This is a genomic window from Rhodococcus sp. BS-15 (genome assembly GCF_000813105.1).
GTDB lineage: Bacteria > Actinomycetota > Actinomycetes > Mycobacteriales > Mycobacteriaceae > Rhodococcoides.
Window position 1 is genome coordinate 17840 of record NZ_BAOX01000016.1, and the last position, 20933, is coordinate 38772.

The 20933-nt window shown below is 64.6% G+C and carries 18 protein-coding genes and 6 pseudogenes; 14 read left to right on the forward strand and 10 right to left on the reverse strand.

Annotation, left to right across the window (positions count from 1 at the left end):
• The first annotated feature begins 6 nt into the window (after positions 1-6).
• The 3 genes and pseudogenes from RHBS_RS03915 to RHBS_RS03925 all read left to right on the forward strand — a co-directional run bounded on the left by RHBS_RS03915 (position 7) and on the right by RHBS_RS03925 (position 3118).
• The gene (locus tag RHBS_RS03915) at positions 7-735 is read left to right on the forward strand and encodes a response regulator transcription factor (RefSeq protein ID WP_121870735.1); all 729 of its coding nucleotides are present in this window, start codon (positions 7-9) and stop codon (positions 733-735) included.
• A pseudogene (locus tag RHBS_RS03920) lies at positions 732-2032 on the forward strand (sensor histidine kinase). Before RHBS_RS03915 ends, RHBS_RS03920 begins: the two are co-directional and overlap by 4 nt.
• 63 nt (positions 2033-2095) lie before the next feature.
• A complete protein-coding gene (locus RHBS_RS03925) occupies positions 2096-3118 on the forward strand; it encodes an isopenicillin N synthase family oxygenase (RefSeq protein WP_121870736.1) in 1023 nt (340 codons plus the stop codon).
• Here the strand turns inward: RHBS_RS03925 and RHBS_RS03930 are convergent.
• Positions 3111-3470, reverse strand: a complete 360-nt coding sequence (locus RHBS_RS03930) for an FKBP-type peptidyl-prolyl cis-trans isomerase (RefSeq protein WP_094612261.1) — start codon at positions 3468-3470, stop codon at positions 3111-3113. The two genes, RHBS_RS03925 and RHBS_RS03930, sit on opposite strands and share 8 nt — an antisense overlap.
• A 182-nt stretch (positions 3471-3652) precedes the next feature.
• On the opposite strand from RHBS_RS03930, the pseudogene RHBS_RS03935 reads away from it, so the two are divergent.
• Positions 3653-4452 (forward strand): annotated as a pseudogene (locus RHBS_RS03935) (carbon-nitrogen hydrolase family protein).
• Between the two features lie 124 nt (positions 4453-4576).
• On the opposite strand, the gene RHBS_RS03940 reads toward RHBS_RS03935, so the two are convergent.
• From RHBS_RS03940 to pdxH, 5 genes are all read right to left on the reverse strand, one after another.
• Positions 4577-5875 carry a citrate synthase gene (locus RHBS_RS03940; RefSeq protein WP_037191728.1) on the reverse strand — a complete coding sequence of 433 codons (1299 nt, stop codon included), beginning with the start codon at positions 5873-5875 and terminating at the stop codon, positions 4577-4579.
• A 70-nt stretch (positions 5876-5945) separates the two neighbouring features.
• The gene (locus RHBS_RS03945) at positions 5946-6917 is read right to left on the reverse strand and encodes a carbohydrate kinase (protein ID WP_121870738.1); all 972 of its coding nucleotides are present in this window, start codon (positions 6915-6917) and stop codon (positions 5946-5948) included.
• Positions 6914-7843, reverse strand: a complete 930-nt coding sequence (locus RHBS_RS03950; protein ID WP_121870739.1) for an aldose 1-epimerase family protein — start codon at positions 7841-7843, stop codon at positions 6914-6916. The genes RHBS_RS03945 and RHBS_RS03950 overlap by 4 nt, the downstream gene beginning before the upstream one ends.
• Positions 7827-9119 (reverse strand): MFS transporter, encoded by a 1293-nt coding sequence (locus tag RHBS_RS03955; RefSeq protein ID WP_121870740.1) that lies wholly within the window; start codon positions 9117-9119, stop codon positions 7827-7829. The genes RHBS_RS03950 and RHBS_RS03955 overlap by 17 nt, the downstream gene beginning before the upstream one ends.
• Complete coding sequence (pdxH, locus tag RHBS_RS03960) at positions 9116-9733, reverse strand: pyridoxamine 5'-phosphate oxidase (protein ID WP_121872645.1); 618 nt, start codon at positions 9731-9733, stop codon at positions 9116-9118. Before pdxH ends, RHBS_RS03955 begins: the two co-directional genes overlap by 4 nt.
• A gap of 135 nt (positions 9734-9868) precedes the next feature.
• On the opposite strand from pdxH, the gene RHBS_RS03965 reads away from it, so the two are divergent.
• The 5 genes and pseudogenes from RHBS_RS03965 to RHBS_RS03985 all read left to right on the forward strand — a co-directional run bounded on the left by RHBS_RS03965 (position 9869) and on the right by RHBS_RS03985 (position 14798).
• Positions 9869-10987, forward strand: coding sequence for a citrate synthase 2 (locus RHBS_RS03965; protein WP_121870741.1), 1119 nt, complete (start codon positions 9869-9871; stop codon positions 10985-10987).
• Between the two features lie 70 nt (positions 10988-11057).
• A complete protein-coding gene (gene serC, locus RHBS_RS03970) occupies positions 11058-12179 on the forward strand; it encodes a phosphoserine transaminase (RefSeq protein ID WP_121870742.1) in 1122 nt (373 codons plus the stop codon).
• A 91-nt stretch (positions 12180-12270) separates the two neighbouring features.
• Complete coding sequence (locus tag RHBS_RS03975; protein ID WP_121870743.1) at positions 12271-12942, forward strand: rhomboid-like protein; 672 nt, start codon at positions 12271-12273, stop codon at positions 12940-12942.
• A 112-nt stretch (positions 12943-13054) separates the two neighbouring features.
• Positions 13055-13953, forward strand: a pseudogene (gene sepH / locus RHBS_RS03980) (septation protein SepH).
• A gap of 92 nt (positions 13954-14045) precedes the next feature.
• A complete protein-coding gene (locus tag RHBS_RS03985; RefSeq protein ID WP_237668992.1) occupies positions 14046-14798 on the forward strand; it encodes a hypothetical protein in 753 nt (250 codons plus the stop codon).
• Between the two features lie 104 nt (positions 14799-14902).
• On the opposite strand, the gene RHBS_RS03990 is transcribed toward RHBS_RS03985, so the two are convergent.
• Both RHBS_RS03990 and RHBS_RS03995 read right to left on the reverse strand, forming a co-directional pair.
• Positions 14903-15172 carry a DUF2537 domain-containing protein gene (locus RHBS_RS03990; protein ID WP_121870746.1) on the reverse strand — a complete coding sequence of 90 codons (270 nt, stop codon included), beginning with the start codon at positions 15170-15172 and terminating at the stop codon, positions 14903-14905.
• Positions 15169-15971, reverse strand: a pseudogene (locus RHBS_RS03995) (TrmH family RNA methyltransferase). The gene RHBS_RS03990 and the pseudogene RHBS_RS03995 overlap by 4 nt, the downstream one beginning before the upstream one ends.
• A 75-nt stretch (positions 15972-16046) precedes the next feature.
• Here RHBS_RS03995 and RHBS_RS30195 point away from each other — a divergent pair.
• A pseudogene (locus RHBS_RS30195) lies at positions 16047-16385 on the forward strand (GNAT family N-acetyltransferase); the annotation flags it as partial.
• A gap of 76 nt (positions 16386-16461) precedes the next feature.
• Entirely contained in the window at positions 16462-17247 is a 786-nt protein-coding gene (locus tag RHBS_RS04000) for a sterol carrier protein domain-containing protein (RefSeq protein ID WP_237668990.1), read from the forward strand.
• 57 nt (positions 17248-17304) lie between these two features.
• Here RHBS_RS04000 and RHBS_RS04005 read toward each other — a convergent pair whose 3' ends face one another.
• Entirely contained in the window at positions 17305-18432 is a 1128-nt protein-coding gene (locus RHBS_RS04005; RefSeq protein ID WP_128644873.1) for a hypothetical protein, read from the reverse strand.
• A gap of 74 nt (positions 18433-18506) precedes the next feature.
• Positions 18507-19004, reverse strand: coding sequence for a hypothetical protein (locus tag RHBS_RS04010; protein ID WP_128644874.1), 498 nt, complete (start codon positions 19002-19004; stop codon positions 18507-18509).
• A gap of 432 nt (positions 19005-19436) precedes the next feature.
• Here RHBS_RS04010 and RHBS_RS04015 point away from each other — a divergent pair, with 432 nt between their 5' ends.
• The 3 genes and pseudogenes from RHBS_RS04015 to RHBS_RS04025 form a co-directional block, all read left to right on the forward strand.
• On the forward strand, positions 19437-19664 hold the full coding sequence (locus RHBS_RS04015) for a hypothetical protein (protein WP_183130231.1): 228 nt from the start codon (positions 19437-19439) through the stop codon (positions 19662-19664).
• The gene (locus RHBS_RS04020; protein WP_121870751.1) at positions 19661-20596 is read left to right on the forward strand and encodes an ABC transporter ATP-binding protein; all 936 of its coding nucleotides are present in this window, start codon (positions 19661-19663) and stop codon (positions 20594-20596) included. Before RHBS_RS04015 ends, RHBS_RS04020 begins: the two co-directional genes overlap by 4 nt.
• A pseudogene (locus tag RHBS_RS04025) lies at positions 20593-20933 on the forward strand (ABC transporter permease); the annotation flags it as partial. The gene RHBS_RS04020 and the pseudogene RHBS_RS04025, both read left to right, overlap by 4 nt.

Sequence of the window (20933 nt, forward strand, 5' to 3'; positions counted from 1 at the left end):
GGTCCGGTGACCGAATCGCCGAGCACCCCCGCCACCGTTCTCGTCGTCGACGACGACGCAGACGTGTTGTCGTCGCTGCAACGCGGACTGCGCCTGTCCGGGTTCACCGTCATCACCGCATCGGACGGCGCGGAGGCGCTCGGCGTGGTGTCGCGGTCGGTGCCCGACGCCATCGTGCTCGACATCAACATGCCGGTGCTCGACGGTGCCAGCGTGGTGACCGCGTTGCGTGCCATGGGAAACGACATTCCGATCTGTGTTCTCAGCGCCCGCAGTTCGGTGGACGATCGCATCGCCGGACTCGAATCCGGTGCCGACGACTACCTCACCAAGCCGTTCGTGTTGGCCGAGCTCGTCGCACGGATCCGAGCCATGCTGCGTCGACGCGGCACCGGTCCGGTTGTGCCGGTAGCAGATTCGGGCGCACCGAACTCCGCCGTCGCCGTCGGAACCCTGGTGGTCGACATCCCCGGCTATCGCGTCCACCGCGGCGGAGCCGACATCGACCTGACCAAGCGAGAATTCGAGTTGCTGGCCATCCTGGCCCGCAACAAGGGCGTCGTTCTCACGCGTGAACGACTGCTCGAACTGGTCTGGGGCTACGACTTCGTCGCCGACACCAACGTCGTCGACGTGTTCGTCGGATATCTGCGACGCAAACTAGAGGCCGACGGGTCGCCGCGCATCCTGCACACGGTCCGCGGCGTCGGCTTCGTCGTCCGGGACGCCGCATGAGCTTCTCGCTGCGCGCCCGAGTGGCCGCCGCCACGACCCTCGGCGCCACCCTCGTGGTCGCCGCGCTCTCGGTGGTCACCTCGGTCGCCATCTCGCGCAACAACGTCAATCAGCTCGACGAGCGGTTGACGACGGCATCTCAGGTGCTGGTCCCGACGTCGACGACACTCGAGGCCTTCCTCGATCAGCTCTCCGGCGCGTTCGCCGTCACCATCCGCAGCGGCGACATCGTCGTCGCGTCCACACCGACACGGCTGCCCGCGCTCGACACCGGGTCGCAGACCGTGGACGTCGACGGGCAACGCTTCCGGGTCTACACCGCCGTATCGACAGCGGTGTCGTCCATCTCGATTTCCATCGGCGTGCCGGCCATCGAAGCGCAACAGGTCACCGACGAGCAACAGAAGCAGGTGATCCTGCTCGGTCTGGCCGCGATCGCGGTGTCCACCGGACTGGGCTGGCTCTTCGGCGGTAGAGCCGTCAGACCGTTGGTGACGTTGACCCGGCAGGTCAGCGCGCAACCTCCGACCGCACCCGAAACCCGCACCGGTGTCACCGAAGCCGATGCGCTCGCAGTCGCGATCGGCGGCATGCTGACCAGACTGAACGAGGCACAGGACCGCACCAACGCCGCGCTCGACACCGCACGCGACTTCGCGGCCGTCTCCGCCCACGAGCTGCGGACCCCACTGACTGCGATGCGCACCGACATCGAGGTGCTTCGAACACTCGACCTCGAGCCTGCGCAGCAGCAGGAAATTCTGGGAGATCTCGAGCGGACGCAGGGGCGAGTGGAGACCACGCTGACCGCCCTGGAACGACTGGCCTCGGGCGAATTGTCCAGTGAGGGCGACAGAGTCGAGACCGACATCATCGACATCTGCGACGTCGCAGCCCAGGATGCGCAACGACTGCATCCGGGACTCGACATACGCGTGGAGTATGCCGCCGACTCCGAGATCACGATGCGCGCACTGCCGACCGGCCTTCGACTGGCCGTCGACAACGTGATCGGCAACGCCGTTCGGCACGGCAACGCGACGTCGATCGTCATCACCGCCGAGCGCGAGGGTACGACGGTACGTGTCCTGATCGACGACAACGGATCCGGCGTTCCCCTCGACGAACGCGAGACGGTGTTCGGCCGGTTCGAGCGCGGCACCCGAGCAGCCAAGGGCGGCTCCGGGCTCGGCCTGGCACTGGTGCTCAGCAAGCCCAATTGCACGGCGGGCGGGCCTGGTTCACCGACAGTCCGCTGGGCGGAGCCCGATTGGTGCTGGAGCTGCAGGACAGCTGAAGTACGGCAGTCTTTACGCGGGAGAAACCTACGGGTCCATCCGAACCGACGATCATGTACCCCATGCACACGTCGTCGGATTTCTTCGTCCCCACCATCGACATCTCGCCGTACGTTTTCGGTGATTCCACCTCGGCGGCCGACGGGACCGGCCGGCGCAGCCTCGCAGCTGACGTCGATTACGCCTGCAGCACAGTCGGATTCATGCAGATCCTCGGGCACGGCGTTCCCGAGGACACCGTGGCCGGACTCGCGTCGGCGATGGATTCGTTCTTCGGGCTCGACTCGGCGGCTAAGCGGGCCTACATCTGCCCACCCGAACGCAATCGCGGGTACACCGCCCCCAAGAGCGAATCGCTGAGCCTGAGCCTGGGAGTCGAATCGGCGACGGGCATGAACGACTGGTTCGAGGCCTTCAACGTCGGGACGGGCGAGCCGAACATCTGGCCCCACTCTGAGGGGTTCCAGCGCGCCGTCGAAGAGTATTTCGCCGAGGCAGCACGCGTAGCCCGGACGCTGACCAGCGTGTTCGCCGATGCACTCGGGGTATCACCGAACATGTTCCCCGACATCACCGATCGATCGCTGGACACTCTGCGGATGAACAACTACGCGCTCGAACCCGGCTTGCATGTGCCGGACACCGAGCTCACGGGGATGAGCGAGCACACCGACTACGGCTTGGTGACGGTGTTGTGGGCCGATCGTGTGCCCGGTCTGCAGGTTCTCGGCACGGACCGACGGTGGCACGACGTGCAACCCGTCGAGGGAGCGATGCTGGTGAACCTGGGCGATCTGACGGCCCGACTGACCAACGATCGCTGGATGTCGACGCTGCATCGAGTGCGTCCGCCGATCACCGACGGGACGAGCCAGCGCAGGCGTTCGGCCGCCTTCTTCCACGACGGCAACCTCGACGCGGTGATCGCGCCACTGCCGTCCTGCATCGAGCCCGGCGACGTGGCCCGGTACGAACCGGTCACCGTGGCCGAGCACATTCACGCCAAGCTCGCGGGTTCCCGAGGGGGAACTGCCAATGCCTCGGCAACCCGCGAAGCCGAGCGGGTACGCAACGCCGTTATTTGACGTCGAGCAGATCGATCACGAACACGAGCGTCTTGCCGGACAGGCGGTGACCTGCGCCTGCGGGGCCGTAGGCGAGCTCCGGCGGAATGGTGAGCTGACGGCGTCCGCCGACCTTCATTCCGGGAATGCCGTCCTGCCAGCCCTGGATGAGTCCGCGCAGCGGGAACTGGATGGATTCGCCACGGTTCCAGGACGAGTCGAACTCTTCGCCCGAGTCGAACTCGACGCCGACGTAGTGCACCTCGACGTTTCCTCCAGCCACTGCTTCTGCGCCGTCACCCTCGACGAGGTCGACCGTCACCAGGTCCACGGGTGGGGGTCCGGCCTGAAATTCGATTACTGGCTTCGTCACTGAAGTCTCCTGCGGTTGCGCCGGCCCGCCGACGCCGGCTGTTGTGCTCTGAATGGATATGGTCTGGACGTTGAGCACTTCGACTCTACGTCGTAGACGGGTGCCGACGGGCGCTGGCACCCGAAAAAGACACGTATCCGCTGGTCAGGACCATCTGCAGCTCGGGGCATACGATGTAGTGCATGAGCGACACGATCCGCGTCAGTCTCGCCCAGATCACCAGTGGCGAACACCCCGCCGAGAACCTCGAACTCATCGACACTCATGCCCGTGCCGCGGCACACGCCGGCTCGGACCTCGTGGTGTTTCCGGAGGCGACCATGCGGTGTTTCGGCGGGCCGATACGCAAGTTCGCCGAGCCCCTCGACGGCGACTGGGCGAACGCGGTGCGTGACATCGCGTCCGCCGCCGGCATCACCGTCGTCGCCGGAATGTTCACGCCCGCTGCAGAAGACAGGGTGACGAACACCCTGCTCGTCACCGGCCCCGGAATCGACGCGAGCTACGACAAGATTCACCTGTTCGACGCCTTCGGATTCGCCGAATCCGATACCGTCGCACCGGGTTCGGAGCCTCTCGTGGTCGACATCGCCGGAGTTCGAGTCGCTTCGCCACCTGCTACGACATCCGCTTCCCCTCGCTGTTCCAGAAACTCGGCGACCTCGGCGCGGAACTCGTTGTGGTTCCGGCATCGTGGGGATCGGGGGACGGCAAAGTCGATCAGTGGACCCTGCTCGCTCGCGCCCGTGCCCTGGATTCGACCACCTTCATCGCAGCCTGCGATCAAGCCGAACCCGCTGCTGCCGTGGGTAATGCGCCATTGGGCGTCGGGCACAGCATCGTCTGCTCCCCCACCGGCGAGATTCTCGGTCAACTCGACACGACGCCAGGAATGCTGACCATCGACATCCACACCGAGTTGGTCGACGCCGTGCGCAAAACTCTGCCGGTGTTGAAGAACCGCAAGCACTTCGACGCCTGACGGGGCCGCGAACTCGAAGTTATGGACGGAATTCGACCGAATCTCGTCCCTAACTTCGAGTTCGCAAGAAACGACAACGCCGCCGGACCCTGATGGGAGTCGGCGGCGTTGGGTACAGCGAGATCTAGCGCGAGCTGACGTCCTGGTAGTCGCGCTCGGTGTAGCCGGTGTAGATCTGACGCGGACGGCCGATCTTGCCGGTCGTGTCCTCGTTCTGCTCGCGCCAGTGCGCGATCCAGCCCGGGAGGCGACCCATCGCGAACAACACCGTGAACATGCGCGGCGGGAAGCCCATCGCGCGGTAGATCAGACCGGTGTAGAAGTCGACGTTGGGGTAGAGCTTGCGCTCGACGAAGTAATCGTCGGTGAGCGCGGTCTCCTCGAGCTTGAGCGCAATCTCGAGCAGCTCGTCGCCGTTGCCCAGCTTGCCGAGGATCGTGTGCGCAGTTTCCTTGACCAGCGTCGCGCGCGGGTCGAAGTTCTTGTACACACGGTGTCCGAAGCCCATGAGCTTGACGCCGTCTTCCTTGTTCTTGACGCGACGCAGGAACTCGGAAGCGTCGCCGCCCTCGGCCTTGATCTTGTCCAGCATCTCGAGCACGGCCTGGTTGGCACCGCCGTGCAGCGGGCCCCACAGCGCGTTGATGCCGCCGGAGATCGAGGTGAACAGGTTGGCCTGCGAGGATCCGACGAGGCGGACCGTCGACGTCGAGCAGTTCTGCTCGTGGTCGGCATGCAGGATGAGCAGCATGTCCAGTGCCTTGACGATCTCGGGATCGACCTCGTACGGCTCGGCCGGGAAGCCGAACGTCAGACGCAGGAAGTTCTCGACCAGGCTCTTGGAGTTGTCCGGGTACAGGAACGGCTGACCGACGGACTTCTTGTAGGCGTACGCCGCGATGGTCGGCAGCTTGGCCAGCAAGCGGATGGTCGAGAGTTCGACCTGCTCCGGGTCGTTGGGGTCGAGCGAATCCTGGTAGTACGCAGACAGCGCGTTGACGGCGCTCGACAGCACCGGCATCGGGTGCGCGTTACGGGGGAAGCCGTCGAAGAACCGCTTGAGGTCCTCGTGCAGCAGAGTGTGCCGACGGATCTTGTCGGTGAACTTCTCGAGCTGATCCTCGGACGGCAGCTCACCGTAGATCAGCAGGTAGCTGACCTCGATGAACGACGACTTGCCCGCGAGCTGTTCGATCGGGTAACCGCGGTAGCGCAGGATGCCTGCGTCACCGTCGATGTAGGTGATGGCCGACTTGGTCGACGCGGTGTTGACGAACCCGCCGTCCAACGTCGTGTAGCCGGTGGTGGCCAGCAACTTTCCCAGCTCGATGCCGTTGTTGCCCTCGGAGGCCTCGGCAATCGACATGGAGTACTCGCCACCGGGATAGGTGAGGGTGGCTTTGGCATCATTCTCAGCGGGCACGAATGGTCCCTCTCGAACTCGTGTAACGGACACGTACTTGAAGCGGACAGTTCTAACGTCGATAGTGAAACTAGTCTCTCGACGCCTCGGACGCCCAGGGAGGGTCGGCACCGGGTCGAGAAACCGTGATTGCCGCTGCTTTTGCGGCGAAATCGAGCGCTTCTTGCCAATCTTGCTTGCTCATCTCTTTCACCGCGTTCGATGTGATAATGCTCTCCTTCTGCAAAAAGCTCAGTAGAGCACCATGCACCGTGTCACCTGCGCCGATCGTATCGACGACGTCGACCGCGACACCCGGCACCGAGATCTCCTCGGCTGTGACAATTCCCGTACCCGACGCCTCCGCGGGTGCCGTGAACACGGAAATTCCGTCGCCGCCACGAGTCATGACCACTGCGGTGACCCCCGCCGCGAGCCAGTCGTCGACGGTGGTGCCCTGTGTTCCGAGCCCCAACCAGTACGCGTCGTCTTCGGACACCTTGAGAATGTCGATGCTGGGCAACCACGAGCGGAAGCGGTCACGGAATCCGTCGGCGGTGATATCGCCGCTGGTGCTGTCGATCGCAGCCGGCCGGATGTTCGGGTCGAGCATCGTGAGCTTGCCCGCCGCCCGGGCCCGGTGCAGCAGGCCCGCGTACATCGACGCGCCCGGCTCGTAGAGCAGCGACAGTGTGCCGAACGAGAGCACGCTGATCTCGTCGGGCAGATCGCCGGGATCGGCGACGAGGCGGTCGGCCGTGCCGTCGGCGTAGAACGAGTACTCGGCGCTGCCGTCCTCGGCGAGGGTGGTCATCGCCAACGTCGTCGGCTCGTCGCCGCGCTGCACCCATGTGGTGTCCACTCCCGCGTCGCGCAGACTCGCCAGGATCTGCTCGCCGAACGGGTCGCGAGAGATCCGCGAGAGATATGCGACGGGCGAACCCAGTCGACCTATCGCGACGGCGACATTGAACGGGCCGCCGCCGAGTTTGGGCGAGAGCAGCGGCCCCTCGTGCACCGGGACCAGATCGACCAACGCCTCGCCGCACACCAGAATGGTCACTTCTCGTACCTCATTCCCCAGGTGCCGGACCAGGGTTGCCCCGGATCCAGCACGATCAGATCGATTTCGGAATTCAACGCATCGGGCGGGCACGTCATCGGCTCGATCGCCAACGCCCGTCCCCGCTCGGGATAGGCCTGATCGTTGGCGGGATCGGCAGTGAACACCTGAACCCAACCGAAGCTGCTGTCGGTCCACAGCACGGTCGCGGTGCCGTCGGGGCCACGAAGAACATGGTTCGCGCGGCCGTCGGCCTCCGGAAGCGACGCGCTGAACGGAGTGTCCAGCTGCACGCCCTGCAGCGTTCGCGGCTGCCGGAAGTCGTACTCGGTATCGGCCGTCGGCACCGAATTGCCCACGGGCAGATTACGAACCGAGTCCAGCGGCAGTCGCGTCCCGGCCGAGAGCTCGAGCGTGCACTCGTCGAGCGGCACGTCCCCCACCCTGACGAATGTGTGAAAACCCATCCCGTAGGGCGCGGGCGAATCACCGGTGTTCTTCGCCGACGCGGTGACGTTGAGACCGTCCGCCGACAGCTCGTGCACCACGGTGACGGTCACCGAGAACGGCCAACCCTGATGCGTACCGATGTCCACACTCTGCTCGACGCGACTGTCGGTGTGCTCCACGAGAGTCCACGCCACGCGTCGGACGAATCCGTGACTGGCGTTGTTTCGAGCGGGCTCGGTGATCTCCAACCGATGCTCGACGCCTTCGAAGGTGAACGTGCCGTCGGCCGTCCTGTTGGGCCACGGGGCCAACACCAGTCCCGCCGACAGCGGCGGCTTCGAGCCCGCCTCCCACGTCTCGGTGAGCGGTGCGCCGTCGTACTCGAGCGCCCGAAGGCCCGCTCCGACGGCAGCGATGTCTGCCCGATACTTGCCGCTCGTCAACGAATACGTCTGCGCGTCAGCCATGAGAGCCATTCTTTACCACCGCACCCACTCGGTAGCGGATGAACGCCGGAAGTGCCAGCGCGGCGATCGAGACCCCGATGACGACCAGCACTCCACCGCCCGCCGCTGCGGCCGCCGTACCGACGGATGCGGCCGCTGCGCCGTGCAGTACATCCCCGACGCGCGGGCCACCGGCGACCACGACGATGAAGACACCCTGCAGGCGACCGCGCATCTCGTCGGTGGCGACCTGCTGCAGCATCGTGCTGCGGAAGGCCGCGGAGATCATGTCGGCTCCGCCGCCGAGGGCCAGGAACGCCAGTGCGAACCACAGGGCGAAGGTGGTGGCCCCGTCGGTGGCCGCGCCGACGGCCAGACCGAAGCCGATCATCGCCACGCCCCACACGACGATGCAGATCAGCACCGCCAGGCCCTGCCTGCGCACTCGGGGCAGCCAGCCGGAGAACACTCCACCGACCACAGCGCCCGCGGACATCGCTGCGAACAGCATGCCCAACACCGGACCGCCCGACGCCGGATCGCCGAAGCTCTCGTGCGCGATCTGTGGGAAGAGCGCGCGGGGCATCCCGAACACCATCGCGATGATGTCGACGACGAACGAGGCCAGCAACACCTTCTGCGTCGCGAGGTAGGCGAAACCGTCGAACACCGAACGCAATCCGGCGCGCTGACCCGACTTCGCAGGCGGAATCCCCGGCAGCCGGATCACTGCCCACAGAGTGGCGAACAGTGCGATGGTGTCGATGAGATAAAGGGTCTCGAGCCCGATGTAGTAGATGAGAATGCCGGCGCTGAGCGGTCCGGCGATGGCGCCGAAGTTCATCACCGTCATGTTCAGCGAGTTCGCGGCGGGCAGCTGCTCGCCAGGCAGGATTCGCGGGAGAATCGCGCTGCGCGTCGGCTGATTCACCGCGAAGAATGCCTGCTGAACAGCCAACAGCACCAGGATGATCCACACATTGTTCAGGTCGAGGAACGCCTGCAACCAGAACAGCGCCGACGTTCCGATCAGGCCGCAGGTGGTGATCATCAACAGGGTGCGTCGGTCCATCACATCGGCCAGCGCCCCGCCCCACAGACCGAACACGATGAGCGGCACCAGCGCGAAGACACCGGTGAGGCCCACGTAGGCCGAACTCAGCGTGATCTGGAAAACCTGTTGCGGTACAGCGACGATGGACAGCTGCGCCCCGATGACGGTGACGATGTTCGCCAACCACAACCGCTTGTAGGCCGGAGTCTTCAGCGGAGTCGTGTCGGCAAGAATGCCGCGCAACCCGCTCACGGTTGCAGACGCTCGATCACACCGCTTGCCACCGTCAGGCGAATTCGGTTGTGCATGCGGCTCGTTCGGCCCTGCCAGAATTCGACGGTCTCCGGTTCGACGCGAAAGCCACCCCAGTTCGGCGGAACCGGCACCTCGATTCCGTCGAACGTCGCGGTGACCTCGGCCAGTCGCGCAGCCAGATCCTTCCGCGAGCCGATCGGGCGCGACTGTTCGGACGCCCATGCCCCCAGCTGGGAGCCGCGGGGCCGCGTACGCCAATACGCTTCGGTGGTCTCGGCATCGACCTTGACCACCGGGCCGCGGACGGTGAGCTGGCGGGCAATTCCGATCCACGGGAACGTGATCGACGCATACGGCGTCGCGGTGAGCGCACGGCCCTTGTCCGAGTCGTAGTTGGTGTAGAACACCACCCCGGATGCGTCGAAGTCCTTGCACAACACGGTGCGGGTGGCGGGTCTACCTGCCTCGTCGACCGTCCCCAACACGATGGCGTTGGGCTCGGGCAGATTCGCGGCTATCGCGTCGGACAACCACTGCTGCGCCAGCGAACACCACCCGCCGCCCAAGGCATCGACGTCGAGGTCCTCGGGCGCTCCGTAGTCCACCCGCATGTTCGCCAGGCGCTGTTCATCTGCAGACACAAGCCCAGACGCTACTCCCGCGTAGAACCCGACTATCGTTCTGACGAAGTACGCCCGGATGCGGCGCAGAGCCGGGTGCAGTTGCGACGAGGGAGTCCACAGGCCATGGCTGTTCAAGAAGTTCCCGAGGATTTCGTCTCCGGCCTCGAAGGTGTCGTCGCGTTCACCTCCGACATCGCCGAGCCCGACAAGGACGGTGGCGCACTGCGGTATCGCGGCGTCGACATCGAGGAACTCGTCGCGCAGAACGTCACTTTCGGTGATGTCTGGGCCCTGCTCGTCGACGGCGAGTTCGGTCGAGGACTACCACCGGCCGAACCCTTCCCGCTGCCCATCCACACCGGTGACGTTCGTGTCGACGTGCAAGCCGGCCTGGCGATGCTCGCTCCCATCTGGGGCTACCAACCCGTCCTGGACATCGACGACACGACCGCTCGCGACAACCTCGCCCGCGCGTCGGTGATGGCACTGTCCTATGTCGCCCAGTCCGCCCGTGGCATCTATCAGCCCGCGGTCCCGCAGACGCGCATCGATCAGGCCGCAACCGTCACCGAGCGGTTCATGGTCCGGTGGAAGGGCGAACCGGATCCCGCTCACGTGGCTGCCATCGACGCGTACTGGGTCTCGGCCGCCGAGCACGGCATGAACGCCTCGACGTTCACCGCGCGCGTCATCGCCTCCACCGGAGCCGACGTCGCCGCCTGCCTGTCCGGTGCCATCGGTGCGATGTCCGGGCCCCTGCACGGCGGCGCGCCCGCCCGCGTCCTGCCGATGATCGAGGAGGTCGAGAGAACCGGTGACGCACGCGCTCTCATCACCGGAATCTTGGACCGAAAAGAGAAGCTCATGGGCTTCGGGCACCGCGTCTACCGCGCCGAGGACCCTCGGGCCCGTGTTCTGCGCGCCACGGCCAAGAGACTGAACGCACCGCGTTACGAGGTCGCCGCGGCGCTCGAGCAAGCGGCACTGACCGAACTGCGCGAACGCCGCCCCGATCGAGCTATCGAAACCAACGTCGAGTTCTGGGCCGCGGTCATCCTCGACTTCGCCGAGGTGCCGGCGCACATGATGCCCGCCATGTTCACCTGTGGACGGACCGCGGGCTGGTGCGCGCACATCCTGGAGCAGAAGCGACTGGGCAAGCTCGTCCGACCTGCTGCCCTTTATACCGGCCCCGAACCGCGGTCTCCCGAGTCCGTCGAAGGCTGGGACCTGATCCGGTAGTCGAAGCTGGTATGGCACCCGACTACCCTGTCCAGTGCCATATTCCATCGACGCTAGGACGCGCTACTCCATGGCCGAATTGCCGATCATTCCCGCCGATCTCCTGCCCGCCGACGGACGCTTCGGCTGTGGCCCGTCCAAGGTTCGCCCCGAGCAGCTGCAATCCCTGGTCGACGTCGGCGCTTCCGTGTTCGGCACCAGCCACCGGCAGAAGCCCGTCAAGGACGTCGTCGGACGCGTGCGCAGTGGTCTGAAGGATCTGTTCTCCCTCCCCGAGGGCTACGAGGTCGTCCTCGGCAACGGCGGTACCACCGCATTCTGGGACGCTGCCGCGTTCGGCCTGATTCGCGAGAAGTCGCTGCACCTGACCAACGGCGAGTTCAGCTCGAAGTTCGCCTCGGTGGCCAAGAACAACCCGTTCATCGGTGATCCGATCGTCGTCAAGGCCGAGCCGGGCAGCGCGCCCGAGCCCACCTCCGACCCGTCCGTCGACCTCATCGGTTGGGCGCACAACGAGACCTCGACGGGCGTGGCCATCCCGGTCAGCCGTCCGGCCGGCTCCGAGAACGCCCTCATCGCGATCGACGCCACCTCCGGTGCAGGCGGTCTGCCGGTGAACGTCGCCGACTCGGACGTCTACTACTTCGCTCCGCAGAAGTGCTTCGCCGCCGACGGTGGCCTGTGGGTCGCGCTGATGAGCCCGGCCGCACTCGAGCGCGTCAGCGAAATCGCCGCCACGGATCGGTGGGTCCCGGACTTCCTGTCGCTGCCGATCGCCGTCGACAACAGCAGCAAGAACCAGACGTACAACACCCCGGCCGTGGCGACACTGCTGATGTTCGCGGACCAGATCGAGTGGCTGAACGCGCAGGGCGGCCTCGATTGGGCCACCAAGCGCACCGCCGATTCGTCCTCACGCCTGTACGACTGGGCCGAGAAGAGCGAGTTCGCAACGCCGTTCGTGACGAACCCGGATCACCGCAGCCAGGTCGTCGGCACCATCGACTTCGACGAGAAGGTCGACGCAGCCCAGGTTGCGAAGATCCTGCGCGCCAACGGCGTCGTCGACACCGAGCCGTACCGCAAGCTCGGCCGCAACCAGCTGCGTGTCGGTATGTTCCCGGCCATCGAGCCTGACGACATCACCGCACTGACCAAGAGCATCGACTGGGTCGTGTCCACACTGAGCTAGTTGGCAGCAAGCTCACAGCTCCAGCGCTCCCTTCGAGGCCTACACTTGCTATCAAGTAAGCAAGCGTAACGACCTCGGAGGGAGCGCTCGTATGTACAGGCTCCTGGCATCGGCGCTACGGATTCGTGTGACTCTGGTGTACTGCGCACTCGCGGTGGCGGGAACCGTCGCGCTCGGACAGATCGGCCCGCACGATCGGTGGCACGTGCTGCACGCGGCGAGCACCAACCTGCACAATCTGACCGACGGCCACCTCGCCACCCTCGTCACGAGCATCTTTCTCACCGAAGGACGGGTGAACTGGCTGTGGTTGGCCGCGGTCGCCCTGCTGTTCGCCGTCGCCGAGTGGATCTCCGGCTGGCGACGCTTCCTGCTGACCTTCAGCGCCGGACACCTCGGTGCGACGGCGTTGGTTGCCGTCGGACTGCTCATCGGCATTCACAACGATTGGCTCGCGGACTCGCTGGCGATGGCCGTCGACGTCGGTGTCAGCTACGCAGCAGCAGCGGTCGCAGGGTCGATGATTCGGTACCTGCCGATGCCGTGGCGTGCAGGCTGGGCCGCACTGTGGATCGGTGTCGTCACGATCAGTGGAGTGTCGGACCCGTCCTTCACCGCCGTCGGGCATGCGATTGCCCTGACCATCGGCTTCGGCCTGGGTGCACTCTACCTTCGCAGAGACGCATCGGCGTTGTCCCACAAAGTAATTGGCGGAACATCGACCGAATGGGTGCAGCCGAGCCCGCAGCTGTCTACCCTCTGATAGGGAAACGATCGTCGGCAGAAGCGATGCGTGTCGAACACCCGCCGAATACGGCAGGTGAACTAGGCTCGAATTCGACGGTATCGCGAGCCGGCGCGATGAGGAGGTCAAGGTGCGAGACTTACGTGTGGTGGGTCTCGAGGCCGACGGAAAGTTCGTCGTGTGCGCAGATCCCAAGACCGGCGACAGATTCCGGCTTCCAGCCGACGACAAGCTCCGCGCGGCCTCACGCGGTGACATCGCTCGACTAGGACAGATTGAGATCGAAATGGACAGCTTGCTTCGGCCGAAAGAAATTCAGGCCCGTATCCGCAGCGGAGCGACCATCGAACAGGTTGCCGCCGACTCCGGAATGGCCATCAGTCGCGTCGAGGTGTTCGCGCACCCGGTGCTGCTCGAACGCTCGCAGGCCGCGTCGATGGCTCAGGCCGGTCATCCGCTGCGCCACGACGGCCCTGCCGTGCAGACCCTGCTCGAGATCGTCACCCTCGCCTTCCGCGCCCGCGGCCACAATCTCGACGACGCGGCGTGGGACGCCTGGCGCGACGAGGACAACAAGTGGGTCGCGCAGCTGAAGTGGCAGGCGGGCCGTACCACCAACAAGGCGCACTGGCAGTTCCTGCCCGACGGGCACGGCGGCACCATCGCGCCACTCGACGACACCGCACACGAACTGATCGATCCCGACTTCGGACGCCAACTGCGCGGTCTGGCACCGGTGCGCGCACTGACGTCCGCCGAGGATTCCGACGACGAGGCCTCGCAGCAGAGCTTCGACGAGTACTACGGCACCACCGCCGACAGCGAGATCGACGCCGGGACCATCGAGGTCGAGGTGGACGATGCGCCGACTCCCGAGCCCGAGCAGCCACGCGAACCGGTGGCCAGGGAGCCCAGGCCCGCACCGAAGCCTGCCGCCGGTCACACCAGCGGCAAGGACAAGCGCGGCAAGCCGGCCATGCGTCGTGGGAGGACGTCCTGCTCGGCGTTCGCAGCAGCGGTCACAACTGAGTTCTGATGTGACCGATGTGCCGCGCGGTGCAGAACCGCCGACGCTCACACCGTAGGCTTCCCAGGAGGTAACGGAGAGAGAGGTGCCGGTAGTGGGGGCCAAAGCATCAACGATCTGGTACGTGGACGCACCGGATCCCATTTCTGTACTCCGAGAGGCCACCACCTCGGACTGGAATGCTGCGAGCGCACTCGTCGGACGTCTGTACCCCCACCTGACGGCAGTGCCCCTCGGACAGGGCCCCATATCGACCTCTGCGGGCGTGGACGACGATCACGTCTTCATCGGTTGCTACCCGGGCGTCACCGTGGTGTGCGGATCCAATCTCGCGGTGCCCACACCGTCGACGCTTCCCGAATCCTTCACTCGCCCTCTGGCGTCCGAGCACACCTACCTCGTCGCCTCGGATCCCCAACACGCCTGGGGTGCGTTCGCGTACTGGGAGCGCGGTGAATTCCGCCGGTCCTTCAGCGCCACCCCGGTGTACATCTACGAGGACGCGGGACTGCCACTGGTGTGGGAGCGATCGTTCTGGGCCGGTGAGCATCCGCTGATCTATCCCCCCGGCGTGATGCCCGATCCACAATCGCTGCCGTTCCACCCACAGGAATTCGCCGAGGCCGCCAACGCCGAGTGGCTCGGATTCCGCTACACCGGCGCACCGCACGCGGACGAATTCGATCCGAACACCCTGCCGGTCTGCGGCTTCACGATGTACGTTCCGGGGCAGGAGCCGCCGCCGCCGAACCAGAGCCCGAACGGCCGCGCCGCGCAGGAACCGATGCCCGACGCCCCCGACGAACAGGCACCGCGACCGAAGAAGCGTTGGTTCTCGCGCAAATAGCGGCAGGGTGGGCACCGTTGCGCGCAACAACCGCCGGTCGACGGGTTTCCGCCGATGGTCGCCGGTAGTGCGCAACCCTGCCCGCACCCGGTGCCCGGCGAACGTCAGAACGCCAGCGCCGCCAGTGCCACGAAGCTCAGGATCGAACCGATACCGGCTCCGTAGACGGCCCAACGCCACACCGGTATCGCGAGCCACCGCATGACCGTCGGTGCCGCACCCGCAACGACGATGATGTTCAGACCGATCGCGAGCAGCGGATGAATTCTGGCCAGTTCCAGACCGAAGGTCGTCAGTGCAACACCCACGAGCGCCGCCGAGATCGCGGCGATCGGGATTCCGGTCCAGCGGACGCCCGGGTCGTGGTCGTTCACGTCAGGCGCACGCGTTCGTAGAACCCCATCGCAGCGGCCGTGGCCACATTGAGTGAATCGGTGCCGGGAGCCATCGGAATGCGCGCGCGAATGTCCGTGGCGCGCATGGCATGTTCGGTCAACCCCGGTCCCTCCGCGCCGAGCAACAACGCGACCTTCTCCCCCGTCATCGCCGCCGCCAGCGACACCGCCGCCGGATTGGGTGTCAGCGAGATCAGCTGAAAGCCATGCGCGCGAACGCGATCGAGCCGCGCGGCCACTCGGGCACCTTCGCGAAGGGCACCCGCAGCACATGCCCCATCGATACCCGCACCGACCGTCGATAGAGCGGATCCGCGCACGCGGCCCCGAACAGCACCGCATCCACTCCGAGGCCTGCCGCGTTGCGGAACATCGACCCGAGATTCTCGTGATCGTTGACGCCCTCGAGAATCGCCACCGTCTTCGCTCCGGCCAACACCTCGTCGAGATCGAGGGCCTGCGGCCTGTTCGCCGCCGCCAACACCCCTCGATTGAGATGAAAGCCGACGACCTCGGCCATCACCTCTGCGGACGTCCGGTAGAACGGAACGTCCGAATCGACGAGATCGTCGCGCAAGGCGTCGAGCCGTCGATCCACGCCCAGCAGGCTGATCATCGGAAACCGCGAGGTCAGCAGGCGCTGCGCAACCAACACACCCTCGGCGATCACCAGGCCCTTGCCCTCGGGCAGGTCGGGCCGCCGATCCGACGAGTTGAGATCGCGAAAATCGTCCAGTCGCGGGTCCGATGGGTCGTCGATGTCGATTACATGCACCACGTGCTCATCTTGTCACCCGACCGATTTCGAGACTCCGTCGCGAAGGCCTACATCTGTATGGAAAAGTAAAGAGCGATGACTACCGACGAATCGATCACCATCCGTACCGCCACCGACGACGACTGGGATGCCGTCGCGCTGCTCGACGCCCACGCATTCGGCGAGCACCAGAACGCCGAGGACCTGGCCGAGACGCAGATCCTGACTCAGTCCGAGCACGTGTACCTGGCGTGGGACGGCGAGACCCCGGTGGGTGTGGCCATGCACTTCCCTATGTCGGTCACCGTTCCCGGTGGTGCGCAGGTCGAGGCGTCCGGAGTCTCCTGGGTCTCGGTTGCGCCGACGCATCGTCGACGCGGCATCCTGCGATCGATGTTCACCCAGCAGCACCGCGCCCTGAACGACGCGGGCGCACCGCTCTCCCTGCTCACAGCCAGCGAGGCGACGATCTACGGACGCTTCGGATACGGGCCGTTGACCGAGGAGATCAGTGTCTCGATCGACCGTCGATTCGCGCAGTTCCGCAAGGACACTCCCCCCGGCCACCGGTGTGCGGCTGATCGAATCGGCCGAGGCCACCGAACTGCTCCCCGACATCTACCACCGCTGGCAGCAGCAGACCGCAGGCGCTCAGCCCAAGCCGCCGATCCGCTGGGAGCGGTTCTTCGCCGACCGCGAGAACCGGCGCGGCGGACTGACGGCTCTGTTCTTCGTCGTTCATCCCGACGGATACGTCGCCTACCGACGCGGACAGAACCCGAGTCGGGTGGTGGTGGAGGAATTCATCGCGGTGACCGACGACGCGTACGCCGCGCTGTGGCAGATTCTCGTCGGAGTGGACCTGGTCGACACCATCGAGGTACGGCAGGCACGGGACGAAGCACTGCCGTTCCTGCTGACCAACAATCGGCTACCGAAGGTCACGGCTCACCACGACGCTCTGTGGGGCCGCATCATGCATGTCGAGGCAGCGCTGGAGGCTCGCACCTACGCTCTCGACACCTCGCTGATCATCGCTGTGCGAGATCCCTTCCTCGATGCGGGCGGCACCTACTCGCTGACCGTGACCGACGGCCGCGCCACCTGCACCCGGGTGGAATCCGAACCGGACATCGAACTCGACATCGACGTGCTCGCAAGCATCTACTTCGGCACCCACCGAGCCCGCTTGTTCGCCGCGGCCAACCGCCTCACCGCGCGCAACGACGCGTCACTGCACGCACTCGACCTGACGTTCGGAACTGCGCGCCCGGCCGTCATGGGTTGGGGTTTCTAAAGCAGACGCTTTGGTGGCTGACAACACTCGAAGCACCCATGCGATGTCCGAGTGCGCTCACGGGCAACCTCCCAGAAAGGTGCTGACGAATGCCTGTGTGCCACCACGGATGGACGTTACCGTCGAGTTGTCCGAAAGTGATTCGACCTCGTTCTCAAAGAGAAAACCGATGTACATTTCGGGCTTCAGAGGGTCTCTCGCGATCAGGGGTGCTGCGAGACCCGTGATTTCGACCAGTTCATACCCTGCAAGGGCACCTTTGACCTCGGCCGCCGTCATGCCCGATCTGACGCCGTTGATGCTGTTCGATCCGACCGCGCCGATGACTGCCTCGTTCTCCAGCCAAATCGCGCCGGACCGCGCTCCGGAAAACGGGTACATGATGCAGGAGTCGCTGTTCTTCAGTGCGCTTCCGAACGGGATGCCGCTTGCATCCAGCTCAGCTCGACCGGTACCGATCACGATCTCACCGATACCTCCGAAGGTGATTGTGTCCCAGGACATGACACTGTTCGCAACAGGAGCCTCCGAGGACGTCTCAGTAGACGAGGTGTCTTCCTCAACGCACGCAGTGGTGCCTCGCTTCGCGAATTCTTCGCCCCCGCTTCTGATCGTGGACACCTCATCCGAGTCAGCTATTCGACCGGAGTCCGAACGGACGGTGAAGGCCAAGTAGCGGGTCGGGCTATCGGCCTCACTCACAACCACCTCGCTCACCGTGTCGTTCGTGGTCACATCGAAAACAGCATCGGGAAATGCCGACTTGATATCGTTGACTGTACTTCCACCGCTCAAATCCGGGATTGCAAACTGACCAGCGATTCCGATGACGACATCGTCCTTGACATACACACTGACGCTACGTCCGTACGCGGATTCCTCGTATCGGCTGCAGTCGTCGCTGGGGCTCATTATCGGGCTGGTTCTGACGCCATGCTGCGGGAGGTCAGCCTCGCTCATTCCTACGACGATGTCGCCGATACCGCCGAAGTACATCGGCCTCTCGGCCAACTCGAGTGGTCGCTCCGCCTCCTGACTTCCACATGCAGCCAGTGGGCCGACCACCATGACGAAAAAGAGCGAGGCCGCACACGCGCCGAAGCGGCGAGTGGGTTCGAGTTTCTTGGAGCGCATACCTGTGCACCTCCTTATCAGGTCGATGACCGCAAGGAGGCGATCACTCATCACTGCGGGCTGAACAATACAATGAAAGCTACTGGTCGACATTTCAGAAGTTGCGATTCGTCGTCCATGATTGCCTAACGCATACACAGCACTGCGCTACTGATCCATCCACGCTCTGCAACGAAAATCTCCAGTTTGTCAGTCGTCTGAGGCCAAACGACGGCCGTCTCCTCGCGCGCGACAATTCCACCGGAGGTCAGGATTATCGCCTCGACACCCGGAAGATCCCCTGAAGAAAAGGTGAATCCAGCACCACCCTCAGGACTGATGAATGTGCTGTATTCAACAGACTTCCCCGCGACGGTAAGTGATTCCGGTTCCGTACCCATCACATTCAATTCGATCGGTTCATATTCGCGGGCGCATGCCACCACCACGTCAGAGGCCTCCGTGAACAACCACGAGTCGGCGTCGTCTACCTGCACCGCCGCCACGGGGCCGTTCACACCGGGCTGGAGTTCGACCACTCGTGTGGATACTTCGGCACTGTCGCCCTGCTCTTCCGAGCAAGCCCCCGTAGCCGCCAGAACGGCACCAGCAATCAAGACCGCTGCCCCCTTTTTTGCGTTCAAGGTCGTCCCTCCATCGTAAAAACATTGACAGGCGAGACCAGATCTCCGACAAGCGATATCGAAGCCTCACAACCGAATTACCACAACGCATCGTGCACCGCGGTAATGCGCAGCACTGAGGTGTGCACATTACCGATGCCCTCGCACGATGTCACTCAGACAATGTGCTTCAATTGGCTGACTGCATTCCGCAGTTCAATGTGCAATGATTTGAAATTTTTTGTTTCTCGCCTCCGACGCGTGGACCTGAACCGCACCGCATCGCACGTTCGCGCTCGAATCCTCCACGCCCATCGCCGCCTGTGAACTACCGACTGTGTCGGCTGTCGTCCTACCGCATGACTTTTGTCATGGTTCGGTCATGACGGTGTCACCTCAGGTCATGATGCGCTGCACTGTTTTCGGTGGTCCGGGCGCAGCAGACTCGTAGTCATGAAGCAACCAGACGAAGGAAACCTGTTCACCGATCTCATGGAGCTCGGGCCGGCTCCGACGATGGCGCGTGAGATCGTCGTCATCGTCATCAGCATCGCCATTGTCGCCGTGCTGTTCGCGATCGTCGGTACGTCGGTTCCGGCGTTCGTCGCACTCGGCGTCATCGTCGCCTTCATGGGCGTGCGGTTCGTCATCGGACTCCGCCACTGGGAGAAGCAATCATGACCATCATCGAAGTCAATGGTATGACTCGCCGCTACGGTTCGGGCAAGAACGCTTTCGAGGCCGTGAAGGCACTCGATCTGCATGTCGCGGAGGGTGAGCTGTTCGGTCTGCTGGGCACCAACGGTGCCGGCAAGACGTCCACTCTCGAAGTGATTCAGGGACTTTCACGGCCCAGCGAGGGCACGGTGCGGATCATGGGAATGGATCCGGTGTCCGATCGCCGCAAGGTTCGGCCGTCTCTGGGCATCATGCTGCAGAAGGGCGGCCTGCCCCAGGACCTGACCACCGCGGAGAGCCTGCGGATGTGGGCGGGCACGTGCAGCAACCCGCTGCCGACCGCGGAGGTGCTCGAGCGTGTAGACCTGGCCGACCGCGCCGATACCCGGGTGAAGTTCCTCTCGGGCGGCGAGCAGCGCAGGTTGGATCTGGCGTGCGCCATCATCAGCCGTCCGCGAGTGCTGTTCCTGGACGAACCGACCACCGGACTCGATCCCGAAAGTCGCCGCAACACATGGCGTTTGATCCAGGAGCTGAAGAACTCCGGTGTGACGATCATGCTCACGACGCACTACCTGGACGAGGCCGAGTCACTGTGCGATCGGCTGGCGATCATGCACCGCGGCACAGTCGTTCGCAGTGGAACGGTCGACGAGGTGGTTGCCGACCACCCCGCGAAGATCGAACTGAAGGCCCCCGGTACGGCGTTGCCGACACTGCCCGGTACCGCGATCGACGTCTCGGGAGACACCATCTCGATCCAGACGTCCTCGGTACAGGACACGCTCACCGACCTGCTCGTGTGGGCCCGCACCAACGGAGTGACCCTGCACGGCCTCGACGCCCGAGCAGCATCGCTCGAAACCGTATTCCTCTCCATCGCAGACGAATTCGACAATCCGGACTTCACACACACGAAGGTGATGAGCGCATGAGCACGATGACCGCACTGTCACGAGCAGAGTTCACACTGCTCGGACGCAACCGAGTACTACTGTTCAACGCGATCGTCATGCCGTTGATCTTCCCCATCGCGCTGCTGATCATCGGTAGCCGCAGTGACGACGGATTGACCGATGCAGGCGTAGGAGCTGCACTCGAGATCTTCGCACTGTTCCTGCTCGTGTTCATGGTGTACTACAACATGCTCTCGGTCTATGCCACGCGACGAGACGAGTTGGTGCTGAAGCGACTTCGCACCGGAGAGAGTTCGGACGTGCAGATTCTGCTCGGACCGGCGATTCCCTCGCTGATTCTCACCGTCGTCCTCGG

Excerpts from the sequence above, each read along its gene's own strand:
- RHBS_RS04020 (WP_121870751.1), top strand. The coding sequence starts at position 19,661 with ATGACCATCATCGAAGTCAATGGTATGACTCGCCGCTACGGTTCGGGC.
- pdxH (WP_121872645.1), bottom strand. The coding sequence starts at position 9,733 with ATGCGGGTGGACTACGGAGCGCCCGAGGACCTCGACGTCGATGCCTTG.
- RHBS_RS04015 (WP_183130231.1), top strand. The coding sequence starts at position 19,437 with ATGAAGCAACCAGACGAAGGAAACCTGTTCACCGATCTCATGGAGCTC.
- RHBS_RS03965 (WP_121870741.1), top strand. The coding sequence starts at position 9,869 with ATGGCTGTTCAAGAAGTTCCCGAGGATTTCGTCTCCGGCCTCGAAGGT.
- serC (WP_121870742.1), top strand. The coding sequence starts at position 11,058 with ATGGCCGAATTGCCGATCATTCCCGCCGATCTCCTGCCCGCCGACGGA.
- RHBS_RS03925 (WP_121870736.1), top strand. The coding sequence starts at position 2,096 with ATGCACACGTCGTCGGATTTCTTCGTCCCCACCATCGACATCTCGCCG.
- RHBS_RS03975 (WP_121870743.1), top strand. The coding sequence starts at position 12,271 with ATGTACAGGCTCCTGGCATCGGCGCTACGGATTCGTGTGACTCTGGTG.
- RHBS_RS03950 (WP_121870739.1), bottom strand. The coding sequence starts at position 7,843 with ATGGCTCTCATGGCTGACGCGCAGACGTATTCGTTGACGAGCGGCAAG.
- RHBS_RS04005 (WP_128644873.1), bottom strand. The coding sequence starts at position 18,432 with ATGAGTGATCGCCTCCTTGCGGTCATCGACCTGATAAGGAGGTGCACA.